General features: G+C 62.7%; 20 protein-coding genes and 1 pseudogene. 18 read left to right on the top strand and 3 right to left on the bottom strand.

Annotated elements, in window-relative coordinates:
- The 15 genes from RJQ10_RS03455 to RJQ10_RS03385 form a co-directional block, all read left to right on the top strand.
- Positions 1–185 (top strand): flagellar basal body-associated FliL family protein (locus RJQ10_RS03455; RefSeq protein WP_350143655.1); only part of this gene is annotated, 185 nt, incomplete at its 5' end.
- A gap of 7 nt (positions 186–192) precedes the next feature.
- Positions 193–1,164 (top strand): flagellar motor switch protein FliM, encoded by a 972-nt coding sequence (locus RJQ10_RS03450; protein ID WP_350143653.1) that lies wholly within the window; start codon positions 193–195, stop codon positions 1,162–1,164.
- Between the two features lie 4 nt (positions 1,165–1,168).
- Complete coding sequence (fliN, locus tag RJQ10_RS03445; protein WP_350143651.1) at positions 1,169–1,522, top strand: flagellar motor switch protein FliN; 354 nt, start codon at positions 1,169–1,171, stop codon at positions 1,520–1,522.
- Positions 1,519–1,872, top strand: coding sequence for a flagellar biosynthetic protein FliO (gene fliO / locus RJQ10_RS03440; RefSeq protein WP_350143649.1), 354 nt, complete (start codon positions 1,519–1,521; stop codon positions 1,870–1,872). Before fliN ends, fliO begins: the two co-directional genes overlap by 4 nt.
- Complete coding sequence (gene fliP / locus RJQ10_RS03435) at positions 1,869–2,630, top strand: flagellar type III secretion system pore protein FliP (protein WP_350143647.1); 762 nt, start codon at positions 1,869–1,871, stop codon at positions 2,628–2,630. Before fliO ends, fliP begins: the two co-directional genes overlap by 4 nt.
- A 3-nt stretch (positions 2,631–2,633) precedes the next feature.
- Positions 2,634–2,903 carry a flagellar biosynthesis protein FliQ gene (fliQ, locus tag RJQ10_RS03430; protein WP_350143645.1) on the top strand — a complete coding sequence of 90 codons (270 nt, stop codon included), beginning with the start codon at positions 2,634–2,636 and terminating at the stop codon, positions 2,901–2,903.
- Positions 2,900–3,676: a flagellar biosynthetic protein FliR gene (gene fliR / locus RJQ10_RS03425; RefSeq protein ID WP_350143643.1), complete on the top strand. Its 777-nt coding sequence runs from the start codon at positions 2,900–2,902 to the stop codon at positions 3,674–3,676. The genes fliQ and fliR overlap by 4 nt, the downstream gene beginning before the upstream one ends.
- Complete coding sequence (flhB, locus tag RJQ10_RS03420) at positions 3,676–4,833, top strand: flagellar biosynthesis protein FlhB (RefSeq protein ID WP_350143641.1); 1,158 nt, start codon at positions 3,676–3,678, stop codon at positions 4,831–4,833. Before fliR ends, flhB begins: the two co-directional genes overlap by 1 nt.
- Positions 4,834–4,915: 82 nt before the next feature.
- On the top strand, positions 4,916–6,937 hold the full coding sequence (gene flhA, locus RJQ10_RS03415; RefSeq protein WP_350143659.1) for a flagellar biosynthesis protein FlhA: 2,022 nt from the start codon (positions 4,916–4,918) through the stop codon (positions 6,935–6,937).
- Positions 6,937–8,067: a flagellar biosynthesis GTPase FlhF gene (flhF, locus tag RJQ10_RS03410; protein ID WP_350143639.1), complete on the top strand. Its 1,131-nt coding sequence runs from the start codon at positions 6,937–6,939 to the stop codon at positions 8,065–8,067. Before flhA ends, flhF begins: the two co-directional genes overlap by 1 nt.
- 22 nt (positions 8,068–8,089) lie before the next feature.
- Positions 8,090–8,914, top strand: coding sequence for a MinD/ParA family protein (locus RJQ10_RS03405; protein ID WP_350143637.1), 825 nt, complete (start codon positions 8,090–8,092; stop codon positions 8,912–8,914).
- Between the two features lie 9 nt (positions 8,915–8,923).
- On the top strand, positions 8,924–9,631 hold the full coding sequence (locus RJQ10_RS03400) for an RNA polymerase sigma factor FliA (RefSeq protein WP_350143635.1): 708 nt from the start codon (positions 8,924–8,926) through the stop codon (positions 9,629–9,631).
- 49 nt (positions 9,632–9,680) lie between these two features.
- Positions 9,681–10,415, top strand: coding sequence for a flagellar motor protein (locus RJQ10_RS03395; RefSeq protein ID WP_350143657.1), 735 nt, complete (start codon positions 9,681–9,683; stop codon positions 10,413–10,415).
- 3 nt (positions 10,416–10,418) lie between these two features.
- Positions 10,419–11,222: a flagellar motor protein MotD gene (motD, locus tag RJQ10_RS03390; protein WP_350143634.1), complete on the top strand. Its 804-nt coding sequence runs from the start codon at positions 10,419–10,421 to the stop codon at positions 11,220–11,222.
- A gap of 30 nt (positions 11,223–11,252) precedes the next feature.
- Positions 11,253–11,435 (top strand): hypothetical protein, encoded by a 183-nt coding sequence (locus RJQ10_RS03385; protein ID WP_350143632.1) that lies wholly within the window; start codon positions 11,253–11,255, stop codon positions 11,433–11,435.
- Here the strand turns inward: RJQ10_RS03385 and RJQ10_RS03380 are convergent, their stop codons facing one another.
- Genes RJQ10_RS03380 through pomA form a run of 3 tightly spaced genes read right to left on the bottom strand, consistent with a single transcriptional unit; the run spans position 11,436 to position 13,729 of the window.
- A complete protein-coding gene (locus RJQ10_RS03380) occupies positions 11,436–11,999 on the bottom strand; it encodes a PilZ domain-containing protein (protein ID WP_350143630.1) in 564 nt (187 codons plus the stop codon). It lies immediately after the preceding gene.
- 33 nt (positions 12,000–12,032) lie between these two features.
- Positions 12,033–12,968, bottom strand: a complete 936-nt coding sequence (locus RJQ10_RS03375; protein ID WP_350143628.1) for a flagellar motor protein MotB — start codon at positions 12,966–12,968, stop codon at positions 12,033–12,035.
- A complete protein-coding gene (pomA, locus tag RJQ10_RS03370) occupies positions 12,965–13,729 on the bottom strand; it encodes a flagellar motor protein PomA (protein WP_350143626.1) in 765 nt (254 codons plus the stop codon). The genes RJQ10_RS03375 and pomA overlap by 4 nt, the downstream gene beginning before the upstream one ends.
- 178 nt (positions 13,730–13,907) lie before the next feature.
- On the opposite strand from pomA, the gene fliK reads away from it, so the two are divergent.
- The 3 genes and pseudogenes from fliK to RJQ10_RS03355 all read left to right on the top strand — a co-directional run.
- Positions 13,908–15,026, top strand: coding sequence for a flagellar hook-length control protein FliK (gene fliK, locus RJQ10_RS03365; RefSeq protein ID WP_350143624.1), 1,119 nt, complete (start codon positions 13,908–13,910; stop codon positions 15,024–15,026).
- Complete coding sequence (locus RJQ10_RS03360) at positions 15,023–15,307, top strand: EscU/YscU/HrcU family type III secretion system export apparatus switch protein (RefSeq protein WP_350143622.1); 285 nt, start codon at positions 15,023–15,025, stop codon at positions 15,305–15,307. Before fliK ends, RJQ10_RS03360 begins: the two co-directional genes overlap by 4 nt.
- 25 nt (positions 15,308–15,332) lie before the next feature.
- Positions 15,333–16,241: pseudogene (locus tag RJQ10_RS03355) on the top strand (hypothetical protein); the annotation flags it as partial.

Genomic DNA, 16,241 nt, shown 5'->3' with positions numbered 1-16,241 from the left:
ACATGCCTGCCGTGCGCAACCGCCTGATCATGCTGCTCAGCGACCAGGATTTCGATGCGTTGCGTACCGTCGCGGGCAAGGAAGTACTGCGTCAGGATGTTTTGAAGGCCGTCAATGAGGTACTGAAGTTGTCCGGGCCAGACGCCGTGCAGGACGTCTATTTCACCTCGTTCGTGTTGCAATAGGTCGGGTATGACTGGCAGCGATCTGCTCTCTGAAGGCGAACTGGATGCACTGACAGGTGGCGCTGCCGCTGCCAGCAGTGGCTACCGCGCCTTCGATTTCACCGCCCGGGAGCAATCGCTGCTCAATCAATTGACGTTGCTGCCGCCTTTGCAGGAGCGTCAGGCGGAACAGCTCGCACACGGGCTCGAGGATGTCTTCGGCAGCGAGTTCGAGGTGGCCGCCTCCGGGTTGCGCGTGCTCTCCTGCGAGGAACTTCTGGCGTCGCTGGCGGAAAGTGTGGCGGTGTCCACGCTGGAGCTGGCACCGCTGGCCGGGCCTTGCCATGTGGTGTGCCCGGCGCCGCTGTTGTCGCAGCTGGTCAACGACTATTTCGGCGGGGTGCGCGGTGGCAGTGTGGCCAATCTGCAGCGCGCCGTGCTGACTCCCAGCGAGTTGCGGCTGGCCGAGCGCGTGGCCGAGCAGGCGACCGGATCAATGATAGCCGCCTGGGCCGACAAGCTGGTGCTGGAGCCCGGCGAGATACATACCGCCCCCCATGTCGATGCCATTGCGTCCCTGCCCTCCAGCGACAAGCTGTTGCATATGGTCTTTGCGGTCACCCTGAATGAGCTGACCACGGACGTTGCCCTGCTCGTGCCCTTTGCTGCGCTTGAGCCGTGGAAGCAGCGTTTCAGCGCGCCGCGCAAGTCTGCGCCTGATGAAGCGGGGCTGGGTTGGGGGCCGCATCTGCGGCGCGAGCTGCCGGCGGTGAAAGTGGACGTGGCGGTGATGCTTGCCAGCCGCGAACTTACTCTGGGCGAAGTGCTGGGTCTTCGCGTCGGCTCGGTTATCGACATCGCAGTGCCCGACGAAGTGGACCTCTGCGTAGAGGGTGTGCGCCTGGCCAGCGGCCGCTACGGCGCTTACGAGGGGCACAAGGCTATCAAGATCACGGGGTTTGTCGGCACCGATTCGCCGGCGGGTAAAAGCACAGGATAAAACGATGAGTGAACAGGACGAACAGGCCGCCGGCGAATCCGCGGGCGAAACCCTGCAGCAGCTGTCGCCGGGTGCTGGCGGCGGTGCAGGCGGCGGCGAGATCAACTTCGATCTGCTGCTGGACGTGCCGGTGACGCTGTCGGTGGAAATAGGGCGCACGCGGATGTCCATCAAGGATCTGCTCGCGCTGAACCAGGGCGCGCTGGTGGAACTGGACCGCGAGGTCAACGCGCCACTGGACCTCATGGTGAACGGCACCCTGATCGCCCGCGGTGAGGTGGTGGAGCTCGAGGGGCGATTCGGCCTGCGTCTGATCGATGTGGTCAGCCCCTCCGAACGCCTGAAGAAGGCCCGGTGAACAGTCCCCAGTTGTTCAGCGCCGGTTACCTGGTACAGGTGCTTGGTTCACTGCTGCTGGTGTTCTGCTGCATTCTCGGCATGCTCTATCTGATGCGCCGGTTCAGCCGTGGCAGCAGCGGCAACAGCGCCCGGCTGGCGGTACTGGCCAGTGCCAGCGTCGGCAGCCGCGAGCGCGTGGTGCTGTTGCGTGCGGGCGACGAGCAGATCCTGCTGGGTGTGGCGCCGGGCAGCGTCAGAACACTGCATGTTTTTGCAGAGCCTGTTGTGCCCGATACGGCGAGTACTCCGCAGCGCGCGGATTTCGCCACCATCCTGCAGAGCGTCAACCCGCTCGGGTCGCGCAAATGATAACGCCGCTGCGATGTTTCTGGGCCGGCGCGGCCGTGTTGCTGGGCGTACTGCTCCTGCCGGGGCTGGCGCAGGCGCAGGCCACTATTCCACTGGTTTCGGTCACCCCCACCTCGGGCGGCGGCAGCAACTATTCGATGAATATCCAGATCCTGCTGCTGATGACGGTGCTGACGCTGCTGCCGGCGGCTCTGATCACCATGACCTCGTTCACGCGGATACTGATCGTGCTCGCCATTCTGCGCCAGGCCCTGGGTACCGCGCAGACTCCTTCCAACCAGATCATTCTCGGTCTGGCGCTGTTTCTCAGCCTGTTCATCATGGCACCGGTGTTCGATGTGGCCTATCAGAACGCCCTGCTGCCCTACATGAACGAGACCATCGACTTCGACCAGGCTCTGGCCGCAGCGCGGGACCCGTTCCGCGAGTTCATGTTCGGCCAGACCCGCGAGAATGACCTGCTGCTGTTCGCGGAGCTCGGCGGCTACGGACCGTTCCAGACGCCAGAGGATGTGCCCATGGTGGTGCTGTTGCCATCCTTCCTGACCAGCGAGTTGAAAACGGCGTTCCAGATAGGTTTTCTGCTGTTTGTTCCGTTTTTGATTATCGATCTGGTAGTCGCCTCCGTGTTGATGTCCATGGGCATGATGATGCTGTCGCCGATGCTGGTGTCGCTGCCCTTTAAACTCATGCTGTTCGTACTGATTGACGGCTGGACGCTGGTGGCGTCCACGCTGGTCAACAGTTTCGTGGTGTAGGGCGTGACACCGGAAACCGTACTCGATGTGGGGATGGACGCGCTGTGGCTGGCGGTGCTGCTGGCGGCGCCGTTGCTTCTGTCTGCGTTGGCCGTGGGCTTGCTGATCGGTATTTTCCAGGCGGCCACGCAGATCCAGGAAATGACCCTGAGCTTCATCCCCAAGCTAATTGCGCTGGTGGTGGCGCTGTTTGTTGCTGGCCCCTGGATGCTGCAGGTGGTGATTACCTTCACCCAGCGCTTGTACTCCGAGATTCCGGGGATGCTGGGATGAGTGGCCTGCCACTCGATATCGACCAGGTGCTGGCTGCCATGCAGCTTTACTACTGGCCATTTTTGCGGGTGTCCGCGCTGATGCTGGTGGCGCCGGTATTCAGCGCGGCGAACATCACCGTGCGGGTCCGGGTACTGCTGGCGGTACTGATTGCGGCGCTGGTGGCGCCGCTGATGCCTGCCGCGCCGGTGGCTGACCCGCTTAGCGGGGAAGGCATACTGCTTGCCGCACGTGAAGTCGCGATCGGCGCGGCAATGGGTTTTATCATGCAAATGGTGTTCGCCGCTGTGGTGGTGGCAGGGGAGACACTGGCCATGAGCATGGGCCTGGGGTTCGCGATGTCCGTGGATCCGCAGAACGGTGTACAGGTGCCCGTTGTGAGCCAGCTCAACGTGATTCTTTCCACGCTGCTGTTTCTGGCCATCGACGGCCACCTGCTGTTGCTCGCCGCACTGGGCGACAGCCTGCTGCTGCTGCCTCCCGGCCAGCCGGGTTTCGATCCCGGTACCTTCGCCAATCTGGCAGGGTTGGGGGGCGGCATTTTCGCCAGCGCACTGGTGCTTGCCCTGCCGGCGCTCACTGCGGTGCTGATGACCAATATTGCGCTGGGAGTCATCACCCGCGCGGCACCGCAGCTGAATATTTTCGCGGTCGGTTTTCCGGTGACTATCCTGGTCGGTTTCGCCTTCCTGTTGCTGGGCATGCCCGCTTTCCTGTCGGCCATGCGGCGCTTCCTTGAAACCGGCATTGAACATACGCTGATGGTGTTCTGATGGCAGACGAGCAGCAGTCCGGGCAGGAGCGCACTGAAGAACCCACGGAGCGACGCAAACAGGAAGCGCGGCGCAAGGGGCAGGTGCCGCGCTCCAAGGAGCTCAACACCACGATCACTCTGCTGGCCGCTGCGGCGAGCCTGTTGACCCTTGGTCCGGGCATGGTGGATGGCATGTTCCGGCTGGCGACAGAAGCGTTTTCCGCCGACCGGGAGCTCGCTTTCAACGCGGTGCACCTGCCGGTGCATTTCATGCACATGATGTCCTCGGCCCTGGTGTTGCTTGTGCCTTTCCTGCTGGTATCGCTGGTGGCGGCTTTCGCCGGTCCGCTGTTGATGGGAGGCTGGGCATTTTCCGCCGAGTCCATGAGCTTCAGCTTCGACAAGATCAACCCGGTCAAGGGTTTGGCGCGTGTCTTTTCACTCAAGGGCCTGTTGGAGCTGGCCAAGGCCCTGATCAAGTTCCTGCTGATACTCGCGGTGACTTTTGCCCTGTTTGGCTTGTTGCAGCGCGACCTTCTGCAATTGAGCAGCCTGTCTCCCGGCGCCGCCAGCCAGTCGACTGCTGCGCTGCTCGCCTGGAGCCTGCTGTTGCTCAGCGCCTCCATGGCGCTGATCGCCCTGTTCGATGTGCCGTTCGAGCTGTGGGACTTTCACCGCAAGCTGCGCATGACGCGCCAGGAAGTACGCGATGAAATGAAGGAAACCGATGGCCGTCCCGAGATCAAGCAACGCATACGGACGCTGCAGCGAGAGGTGTCCCAGCGACGCATGATGGCGGATGTGCCCACGGCTGATGTGGTGATTACCAACCCCACCCACTACGCGGTCGCCATTGCCTACAGTACGGAGGGCAACGGTGCGCCGCGCGTAGTAGCCAAGGGTCGCGACCTGATCGCGCTGCAAATCCGCAGCGTGGCCGGCGCCCACCAGGTGCCCCTGTTCGAGGCGCCGCTGCTGGCCCGTGCATTGTACGCCTCCACCGAGATTGGCGCGGAAATTCCGCGTGGCCTCTATCTCGCCGTGGCGCGCGTGCTGGCCTACCTGTTCCAGCTGCGTCGGGCCGGTCCGACCGACTACGTGCCGCGCCCCACGGCGCTGGAAATCCCCTCCGAGTATGAAGACCTGATGAATGAGGATGCCGCTGATGGCGACTGAAAACGCCGCGCCAGTGGCCCCGGGCGCGACCGGTTTGTCCTGGCAGGCATTGCTGACCGGCGCCGGCACGCCGGTTGTGCTGATGCTGATGCTGGTAATGATTGTATTGCCGCTGCCTCCGCTGGTGCTGGACCTGCTGTTCACCTTCAATATCGCGCTGGCGATTATTGTGCTCATGGCCGCGGTGTATTCGTCACGTCCGCTGGATTTTGCCGCGTTTCCCACGGTGCTGCTGATCGCCACGCTGCTGCGGCTGGGCCTGAACGTGGCTTCCACCCGGGTGGTGTTGCTGGAGGGCCATACCGGCACCGCAGCGGCCGGACGCGTGATCGAAGCCTTTGGCGAGTTCGTGGTCGGTGGCAGCTATGCGGTCGGCCTGGTGCTGTTCACGATTCTCGTGGTAATCAACTTCGTGGTGGTCACCAAGGGTGCCGGACGCATCTCGGAAGTGACCGCTCGTTTCACCCTGGATGCCATGCCCGGCAAGCAGATGGCGATCGATGCAGACCTGAACGCGGGCCTCATCAGCCAGGACGAAGCCCTGCGCCGGCGCGAGGAAGTGTCGCGGGAGGCAGATTTCTACGGAGCGATGGACGGTGCCAGCAAGTTTGTGCGCGGTGATGCCATTGCCGGCATCCTCATTCTGCTGATCAACGTGCTCGGTGGTATCGCCATCGGCATGCTGCAGCACGGCCTGAGCGCGACGGATGCAGCGCAGAACTACACCCTGCTCACCATCGGTGACGGCCTGGTGGCGCAAATACCCTCCATGCTGCTCTCCACCGCTGCGGCAATCATCGTGACTCGCGTCTCCAGCGCACAGGACATGGGTGCCGAGGTAACGCTGCAGCTCACCTCCAATCCGCGGATCCTGTTTGTGGCGGCCGGTATTATCGGCCTGATCGGCTTCGTGCCGGGCATGCCGGGTGTGGTGTTCGTGCCCATTGCGGCGCTGCTGGGTGTGATGGGCTACCTGCGCTGGCAGTCGCAGCAGGTGGGCGTGGCGGAACCGGAGCCGGTGCGCCCCGAGCGCACGCCGGAAAATGCCGAGTTGAGCTGGGACGATGTCGCCGAGGTTGACGAAATTGGCCTGGAAGTGGGCTACCGGTTGATATCCCTGGTGGACCGCAACCAGGGCGGCGACCTGCTGAGTCGCATCAAGGGGGTGCGCAAGAAGCTGTCCCAGGAACTCGGTTTCCTGGTGCACTCGGTGCACATACGAGACAACCTGGACCTGTCGCCGAATGCTTATCGCATCAGTCTGCACGACGTGGTGGTGGGGGAGGGCGAGGTGTTCCCCGGCCGCGAGTTGGCCATCAACCCCGGGCAGACCTTTGGCGACCTCGAAGGAGTGGCCACGCGCGACCCGACCTTCGGCCTGGACGCCGTGTGGATCGACCCCGGTCAGCGCGGAGACGCCCAGACCAAGGGCTACACCGTGGTGGACAGCAGCACCGTGATCGCCACCCACCTGAGTCAGCTGCTGAAAAATCATGCGCGTGAACTGATCGGTCAGGACGGTGTGCAGCAGTTGCTGGACAAGCTCGCCCGCTCGTCACCCAAACTGGTGGAAAACCTCGTGCCCAGCGCCATGTCGCTGGGCGAAGTGACCCGGGTGTTGCAGAACCTGCTGGAGGAGGGCATCCCGGTGCGCGACATGCGCACAATCGCCGAAGCACTGGCGGATCAGTCGGGCAAGGGTCAGGATTCTGACGCTTTGACCGCCAAGGTGCGCATCGCGCTGGGTCCCTCCATCTTTCAGGGCATCAATGGTACCGGGGACGAGATGTCTGTCATGGCGCTCGACTCCAAACTGGAACAGATTTTGCTTGGGTCTATTCAGCAGGGTGCGGGCGGGCTTGAGCCGTCCCTGCTCGACAGCGTGATTCGCCAGGTGTTGTCGGCCTCGGCAAAACTTGAAGCCGAAGGCAAAAACCCGGTGCTGCTGGTAGCCGGCAACATTCGTCTGTTCCTGTCGCGCCTGCTGCGTGGGCGGATGGCGAACTTCTACATACTGGCCTACGACGAAGTACCGTCGACAAAAACGATCAAGGTGGTTGCCACCATTGGCGGTAGCGCCGGTGCGCTACAGGGAGCGAAATGATGAACATACGTAGATTCAGTGCCCGTGACAGCCGCAGCGCGTTGGCGCTGGTGCGCGAGGAACTCGGTGCGGAGGCGGTCATCCTCAGCAATCGCCGGGTTGCCGATGGCGTCGAGGTGGTAGCAGCCTGTAACCTGGAGGCGGTGGAACAGGCTGCGGCGGAGAGTGAGCGCCCGGCCGCCGCTCCGCCTGCAGTCGAGAACGAGCTGGGAATGGTGCAGTTGCAGAACGAGCTGGCCAACCTGCGCTCTCTGCTGGAGTCTGAGCTGCAGCAGCGGAACTGGCGCGACAGTGCCGCCAAGACCCCGGTTCGTGCCACACTGAACCAGCGGCTGGCGCGCATGGGCTTCTCGCGCGCGCTCAGTGAAGGTATTACCGACGCCCTGCCGTCCAGCGGTGGGCTGGAGGTGCTCTGGCAGCGCACGCTGGCGGCGCTGGAGGCGCGCTTGCTCACGCTGCCGGATGGCCTGCCCGGCGGCACCAGGGTGGTCGCCTGCATAGGCACAACCGGTGTCGGTAAAACCTCCACTATTGCCAAGCTGGCCGGGCGTGCCGCGCTCACTCACGGTCGCGAGCAGGTCGGCCTGATCACTATGGATCAGTACCGCATCGGCGGCCAGGAACAGCTGGCAACGTTCGCCGAGCTGCTGGATGTACCGCTGCTCAGCGTCAGCGATGGCCCTCAGCTGCATGCCGCACTGCGTGATTTCCGCAATCGCCGTCACATCTTTGTCGACACGGCAGGCATGGGTCAGCGTGACCCCCGACTGTTGAGCCAGATAGAGCTGTTGCGCGCCAGCCCCATTCCGGTCTCCGTGCTGGCCGTGATTTCGGCCTCCGCCGGCGTGGCCCAGACCCGCGAGCTGGTGCATTCTCTTGGAATGCAGGGCTTGAGCGGTGCTATCATCACCAAGCTGGACGAGGCAGCGGGTTTGGGTGGTATTCTGGACACCCTGATTCGCGCCCAGTTGCCGGTGGCGTATACCAGCAGCGGGCAGCGAGTGCCAGATGACCTGCAGCCGGCCAGGGCAGGGGAGTTGATTGTCCTTGCGGCGGATTGGCTGCGGCAGCGGCGGCGTGCGGATACGGCGCCGCCATCAAGGGCTGGCATTACAGCCATGGCGAGTTGAATGAACAACAGGAAAACCTGACATGGGCGAGAAAGCCCCCACGAATGTTATTGCAGTAACCAGTGGAAAGGGGGGGGTGGGTAAGACCAATGTCTCCGTGAACCTTGCCGTGGCACTCGCCCAGCAAGGGCAGTCAGTTCTGTTGTTCGATGCCGACCTCAGCCTGGCCAATGTTGATATTGCATTGGGGCTGCGCCCGCGGTGGGATATCAGCCAGGTATTGTCCGGCGAAAAAACCCTGCAGGACATTCTTCTCACCGGGCCCGGGGGCATCACCGTCGTCCCGGCGAGCTCCGGTGTAGCCCGTATGGCCAACCTGTCGCCCGCCGAGCAGGCCGGCCTGGTGCAGGCGTTCAGCGAACTGGAGCAGCCGGTGGACACCCTCATCGTGGATACGGGTGCCGGTATTGATACAGCTGTGCTCACATTCACCAGTGCCTGCCAGCGAGTGATTGTCGTGGTCTGTGACGAGCCCACCTCGCTGACCGACGCCTACGCACTGATCAAGGTGCTCAACCGCGATTGTGGCGTCAAGCGCTTCGATATTCTGGCCAACATGATGGATTCCGAACTGCAGGGTCGGCAGCTGCTCGCCAAGCTGTGCAACGCCACCGATACCTACCTCGATGTCAATGTGCGCTGGCTGGGCAGTGTGCCGCGAGACAACTTCCTGCGCAAGGCCGTGCAGGCGCAGCGCGCCGTGGTGCTGGAGTATCCGCGTTCCTCTTCGGCGCGCGCCCTGCAGGACATTGCCAGGCGCATTCAGGCGGAGCCACCGCAACAGATGGGGGGCGGGATGTCGTTTTTTATCGAGCGCATGCTGGCTGCCAGGGAGAAAACGGGCTGACGCCGGCTTATGGATCGCACCGCGGCTTATCAACACGTTGCGCAGACCAGTGCCGATGGGCTGGTGCGGGAGTATCTGCCGCTGGTCAAACAGATTGCCCTGCGTCTGGCGGCCAAACTGCCGGCCAGTATTGAGCTGGACGACCTTATGCAGGCAGGGTTGATTGGCCTGTTACAGGCGCGCGCGCAGCATGACCCGGAGCAGGGTGCCAGTTTTGCCACCTACGCCGGTATTCGTATCAAGGGCGCCATGCTCGATGAACTGCGCGGTAGCGACTGGCTGCCGCGCAGCGTGCAGAGCAACCTGACTCGGGTCGCCCAGGCAATCAACAGCGTAAGCCTGCGGGAGGGCCGGCCGGCCCGCGAGGCGGAAATTGCCGCGGAACTGTCGCTGTCGCTGGAGGAATACCAGAGCCTGGCGGGTGAGCTCGCCTGCGCGCGCATGTGCCAGCTGGATGACGATGTGGCGTCATCGGCGGGCGATGAGCTCGGCGACCCCTTGCGCCAGGTGGGCGAGGCGGGCTTTCATGAAGCGCTGCAACAGGCGGTTGCGCTGCTCCCGGAAAAGGAACAATTGATGATGTCGTTGTATTATGGCGACGGCTTGAACCTGAAGGAGATCGGCCTGGTGCTCGGTGTGTCCGAGTCACGGGTATCGCAGTTGCACGGTCAGGCGGTGGCCCGCCTGCGTGTCACCCTGGAAGTCTGGAAAGAGTGAGGAGCGTCTAGTGGCGGGGAAACCCGGTTCACCCAGAGTGTCTTTCGACATGCTCACCCTGCTCGGGGTAACGCTGGCGGTGGGCGTGATCGTGGTCGGCAACATGCTCGAGGGTGGCAAGGTGGGCGCCCTCATGCAGCTCACGGCTTTCATGATTGTGGCCGGGGGTACCCTCGGTGCGGTGATGGTGCAAACGCCGCTGGCGGATTTTGCCCTGGCTTTGCGGCGTCTGCGCTGGATTCTGTTTCCGCCAAAATTTCTGCGTGAAGCCCTGATGGAAGATGTGCTGGGCTGGAGTCGCTCCGCGCGTCGCGATGGTCTGCTGGCGCTGGAAAAGCTCACCGCCGGAGGATCCGATGCGTTTGTGAACAAGGGCCTCGGCCTGCTGGTGGATGGCTTTGACCCCGATGTCATCCGCAGTGTTCTGGAAGTGCAGGTCGACAACGCCCATGTGCGTGAGGCACGTGCGGCGCGCGTGTACGAGGCTATGGGGGGCTATTCGCCGACTATCGGTATTCTCGGCGCTGTGCTCGGCCTGATCCATGTCATGCAGAACCTGTCGGACCCCGCGGAGTTGGGTTCTGGTATTGCGGTGGCGTTTGTCGCCACCATCTACGGGGTGGGCTTTGCCAACCTGTTTTTCCTGCCCATCGCCAACAAGCTGAAGTCGATTGCGGCGGACCAGTTGCAGTATCAGGAGATGGTCATCGACGGCATTGTCATGATTGCCGATGGCGACAACCCGCGTGCGATTCGCAGCAAGCTGGAAGGGTACCTGCAGTAGCCCATGCGCCGCCGTCGCCCACCCGAAATCTCCGATAGCCAGGATCGCTGGCTGGTGTCGTATGCGGATTTCATTACCCTGCTGTTTGCGTTCTTCGTGGTGATGTACTCCCTGTCCACGGCCAACGAGGGGAGCTACCGAGTGTTGTCTGACTCGATCGTGACAGCGTTTGGCGCTCCCCAGCGCTCGCTGGACCCGATTCAGTTCGGCGAACTGGTGCGCACCGCGGTGCCGGCGGAGCAGGTGCCGAAGGCGCTGGCGCAGAACTCGATTTCAGTACCCCTGCGCATACCATCCGGCACCGATGAGGCAGAGGAGGGCGGAGCCGACCTCAATGCTCTGGCGGGCAGCCTGAGTGGGGAAGTGGCAAATGAGCTGGCCTCCCGGCAGGTACGCGTGGCTGTGGACGATGGCTGGGTGGAGCTGGAAATCGATTCGACGCTGCTGTTTCCCAGCGGTAGCGGCGTACTGCTGGCGCGTGCGGTGCCGGTGCTGAGTCGCCTTGCTGGCGTATTGGCACCCATTCCCAACCGCGTGCGGGTGGAGGGATATACCGACAATGTGCCCATTCGCAATGACCTGTTCCCCTCCAATTGGGAGTTGTCCGCCGCGCGCGCGTCGTCGGTAGTCCGATTGTTCGAAAGCAGCGGCATTGATCCCGCCCGTCTCTCTGCGGTAGCCTTTGGGGAGCAAAACCCGGCAGCGAGCAATGAGACCGAAGCCGGAAGAGCCGAGAACCGGCGTGTCGTGTTAGTGGTGCTGGCGTTGGAGGCAGGCGTAAACGACGAGCGGTTGCAGGCCCGCTAACCCCGGGCTGGTGCCATTGGGAGAACTGACATGGTGGAACCCGTGGATGACCGGGGGCTTACACCCCTGACGCGAATACGGCCAATCAAGCGCGACGACAAGCCAAAAAGGCGGGTCAAGCAGGCGCCTGAAGACGAGAGTGAGGCGCCCCCGGTATCGGACACCGCGTCGAGGAAAAAGCGCCTGGGCGGTAACATCGACGAGCGCTGTTGATCAGCGGTTGTCTGCCAGCAGCATGCCCTGCTTCTGCACAACATGGCGGATCAGCTCTTCCTGTTGATCCAGGTCCTCATCGAACTCGACCCGCGTCCAGTAGCCGCTGCCGTTTGTCACCGCTTCCGGTGACGCCACAACCCGGCCCTGCAAGCGCAGACTGGACTGAGACGGCAGCAGGCCAATTTCGATGATGACTGCGGTGCCCTCCGGCAACCGCTCAGTCGCTTCGAAGGCGATTCCACTGCCGCTGAGGTTCACAGTCGTTCGCTGGTAAGACACCGACTCCGCACCGCTTTCCGTGGGGGCGGTAAGGGAGCCCAGCACCGAGATCTTGCGATTGAGCAGACCGAGCGCGCGGCCGACATCTGGGTCGCGAGCCCATATCCGGTTGATAGTGTGGTTCAGCTCGCGGTCTATCTCGGCGAGAATGGCCCCGGTGGCAACCTCAAGCTGAACACCCGGTGAGGCATCGTCGTCGCTGCTGACGTCCACCCGGTAATGCAGGAGGACATCATCGTTGATCCGGTAGTACTTCCTGCGCTCGCTGCGGGGTGTCGTCATGATCTGTTTATCCAAAGGAAATGGTGTTGCGGTTCAGCGCCCTGCCCCTACACCCAGAATATCCAGAATTTCCGGGCTGCCTTCAAGGATGTTGTCAAGGCCGGTCTCTTCGGCGGTTTCGGCACCCTGTCGAATCACCAGTTCCACGCGCCGGTTCAGCGCCCGGCCGGCGGGGTTGTCGTTGAAGGTGAAAGGGCGTGTATCGGCGTAGCCGACTACCACAATGCGCTCGTCGGAGAGCACGCCGCCTTCGAGCAATTCATGGGTGACGGACAGTGCCCGGCTGGCGGACAGGTCCCAGTTGGAGCGGAACTGGCCGCCGCTGATGGGCACATCGTCGGTGTGCCCCTCGACGGAGATCTTGCCGGAAATGGTCGCCAGTGCGTCCCGCAGGCGCTCCATGGTGGGCAGAAAATCCTGGTTCAATACAGCGGAGCCCGATGGGAAGGAGCCATTCTCGCGGATCCGCACGACGATGGAGCGCTGGTTTGTTTCGATGTCGACTTTTCCCGTATCCAGCTCCTCCTTGAGGATTTCGCGCAGCTTCTCCGCGTCCTGCTGGGTTTCCAGCAACAGGGATTCGAGTTCCTGCTGGACGATCTCTCGTGCCTCGTCATCGCTGAGGTCGCGTGGCGGGGCGTCCGGGTTACCCACCTCGAGGGAGGGTTTTGTGGTGTCTGCGGTCACCTGTTGAATGGTATCCATCAGGCTTGGGTCCGGCTTGCCGGGGCTGAACTCCTGGGCGATGATGCTGGTGCCCTTGGGAATGTCCTCCACTTTCACCTGCTGTTGTACGCCGAAAGCGTTTTTCATCGAGCCGGCGATCTGCTTGTACTTTTGCACATCCATTTCAGAGAATGACAGCAGCAGCACGAAGAAACACATAAGCAACGACATGAGGTCGGCGAAGGTTGCCATCCACATGGGCGCGCCCGGTTTGGACTCCTCTTCTTCCTCGAAGTCGATCATGCCTCGGCGGCTTCCTTGTTGCGCTCTTTTGGCTCCAGGTAGGCTTTCAGCATCGATTCAATGATGCGCGGGTTTTGGCCCTCCTGGATGGCGAGCACGCCATCGATACACATGGCCTTGATACGTCCTTCCTGTGCCTTGCGCAGATCCAGTTTGTCGGCAATGGGAATGGCGACCATGTTGGCGAGCACCGCGCCGTAGAGCGTGGTGAGCAGGGCGACGGCCATGGCGGGGCCGATGGCCTTGGGGTCGTCCATGGCGGAGAGCATTTGTACCAGGCCGATTAGGGTGCCGATCATGCCCATCGCCGGCGCGACATCGCCGGTGGCGGAGAACACCTTGGAGCCCCACTTGTGCCGGTCGATGGTTTGCTGCAGATCCTTGCTCATCACCGCGCTGACCACCTCGCGGTTGTTGCCGTCAATCAACATGCGCACCCCATCGCGCAGGAATTCGTTGTTGATCTCGGCGTTTTCCAGCGCCAGCATGCCTTCCTTGCGGGCGATTGTTGCCAGTTCAACAACGGTTGCGATCAGCGCTTCCGGTTCGTCCAGCTTGAACGTGAACGCGCGGGCTGCCACCTTGAAGGCCCCGAAAAACTGCCCCAGGGTGAACTTCATCATCACCACCAGCGCGGTACCACCCAGGACGATGAGGATGGAGGGCACGTTCATGAAGATAATCGGAGAGCCGCCGGTAATGATCGCTGCCATGACCACGCCCATGGCGCCCACCAGTCCGAGCAGTGTAGCCAGATCCATAAAGCCGTATCTCCGGGGTCTTCAGGAGGCGAACCGCCTCAATTCCGCTTGTAATACCAAACTCCCTGCGCCGCAGAAGTATACAGACAAACTCACGCTCGCGTCAGCACTCTCGCTGTGCGAGTGACCCGGGTTTCATGCTACATTCGGCGTGATCCCCGACCGGTGAAGCGATAACGTGGAAGATATTCAGCTGGCCTTGACCGCTGCCCGCACCGACCAGAAGAACTTCGGCCTCTGGCTGAAGAACTGGCAGGTCGGCCAAACGTTGTCGGCACTGGTTTCCGGTCAGCGCCCTTCGGGCGAGCTGGTGTTGCGGGTGGGTGGATTGCAAATCACGGCAACAGCGGACATTCCCGTGCAACAGGGCGCACGTCTGCTGCTGGAAGTACGCCAGCTGCAGCCACTGGCGGTGCTGCGCATTATCAGCCCGCCCGGTGGTACCGCGGCGGCGGAGCATGGCGGCAATGTGCGCCTGCTGGGGGCGGCAGTATCCGGCACGGAAACGGTAAACGCACTTGCCCGCGTGGTGACCCTGCTGCAGCCGGCGGAGGGCGCCCTGCGCGCGCTGCCTGCAGAAAGCCTGGTACTGGTGCGGCAGCTGTTGCGCTCTGTTGCCACTCCGGCACAGCTGGTACAGCCAGCGGGCTTGCGTGCAGCGGTTGCCGCGTCGGGCACGTTCAGCGAAGCCCAGCTGTTACACAGCGCCGGCAAGCCGCCCGGTACTGCCCCGCCGCCCGCTGACATGAAATCCAGTCTCGCCCGCGTTCTTGCCCAGGTTGATGCGCGGCTTGAGCAGGTCAACGCCATTCCCACGCGAGCGTCTGATGCTGCGGCGCTACTCGCACTGCGCCAGGAGCTCGAGACGGCGCTGACGGCGATTACCGCCAACCAACTGGCCTCCTTGCCGGCGGACACAGCCGCTGTGCGCAGCTGGGCGTTTACCCTGCCTTTTCTCTGGCAGGAGGAATACCGGCAGCTGCAACTGCAGCTTGAGCGCGAACCCCGGGAGCCCGGCGATGAAGAAGATCAGGAGCGCTGGCGTCTGCAACTTAACCTGGACCTGCCGAGGCTCGGCCACATTGCGGTGGAGGCGCGGCTGACACAAGGGCAGTTGGCGGTGGAGGTGGTCAGCGACCAGCCTGCCGTTCGGCGTCTTGTGCAGGCGAGCAGCCGGCTGTTGGAGACCGCGCTGGAAAACAGGGGTCTGACCCTGGCGGGGTTGGTCAGTCGCGCGCCGGGCGCCGCGGCCGGTTCGCCACCTGAGCGGTCGACCTCGCTGGACCTGCGCGCATGAGTGATTGGCGCGATAATCTGCCACCCTCACGCGCGGCCGCGCTGCGCTATACCGGTGTCGGCGCACCCACGGTGGTCGCGAGCGGTGAAGGCGTGTTGGCGGAGCGCATTCGGGCGCTCGCTAACGAACACGATATTCCGCTTTATGAGAACCAGAAGCTGGTGGATCTGCTGTGTCAGATACCCATAGGTGACGAAATACCAGAAAGCCTTTATATTACGGTCGCTGAGATTCTCGCTTTTGTTTACTATCTGGACGTCGCGCTCGACGAAAGCGTGTAACGAGAACCGCTGAACGGATAACACTATGCAGCGCACAGAAGCCCTTACCCGTCTTACACTGCGTCTGGCGCGTATGGCAGAGGGCAATAGCGACACCATTGACGAGGCTCTTGCGCGCATTCGCCGGCTGATTCACGACAACGCGGACGGCCGCGAGCTGGCCGCGGCTTCCGACCACCTTGCCAAGGTGGTGATGACTGTCACCGGGGAGTCGCCGGACAACGGCAACGCGCTGCCTGCCACACACGACCTTTCCGGGCTCTCTTCAATCATCAAAGCCATGCCCCTGCGCACCGAAAACCACCAGCGAATGACTGACCTGGTGCGCAAGATTTCCGGAGAGTCATCCCAGGGCGCCCGTCAACAGGCACTCGGCGAATTGCTTGCGTCCGCCACAGAGGCGCTGAAGGAGGTGGCTGCGCGCCAGTCGCGGAATGGCGGGGTGCGTAGCCTGTTCAAGCGTCGCGCCACTGACAGTGACGACTACGACCATTTCCTCGAGCTGTTCACGAACCTGGTGCACAGGCTGGTGGATCACATCGATGTGATCAACGGCTCCCAGGTGCGCAGTAAAGCACTGCGCGATGCGTTGCCCAACGTCACTGTGATTGACCAGGCGCAGGCGCTGATGCGCGAGCTGACGCGCGAAATGGACAGTATCGACAGCCGCGTGCGCCAGGAGCGCCTGCAAACCAGCGACTTCCTCGATACATTGCGCGACCGCCTCGGCGGGTTCGAAGATCTGTTGGTCGATGTCACCCGTGGCGGCGAACGCTCTGTTGAGCGATCCGAGTCGTTGCAAAGCCAGATGGCTGCGGATGTCGATATGCTCGGTACGGCCAGCCGCAGCGGTGACATGGATGCCATGCGCCAGGCGTTTGAAAAAACCCTGAAGAATATCAGCGAGCGCATGGCGCAACACGTGGAGGCCGAG

Origin of the sequence: Haliea sp. (genome assembly GCF_040222615.1) — a bacterium.
GTDB lineage: Bacteria > Pseudomonadota > Gammaproteobacteria > Pseudomonadales > Halieaceae > Haliea.
The sequence above is the reverse complement of the archived record's forward strand: the minus strand, read 5'-3'. Positions and strand labels throughout refer to the sequence as shown.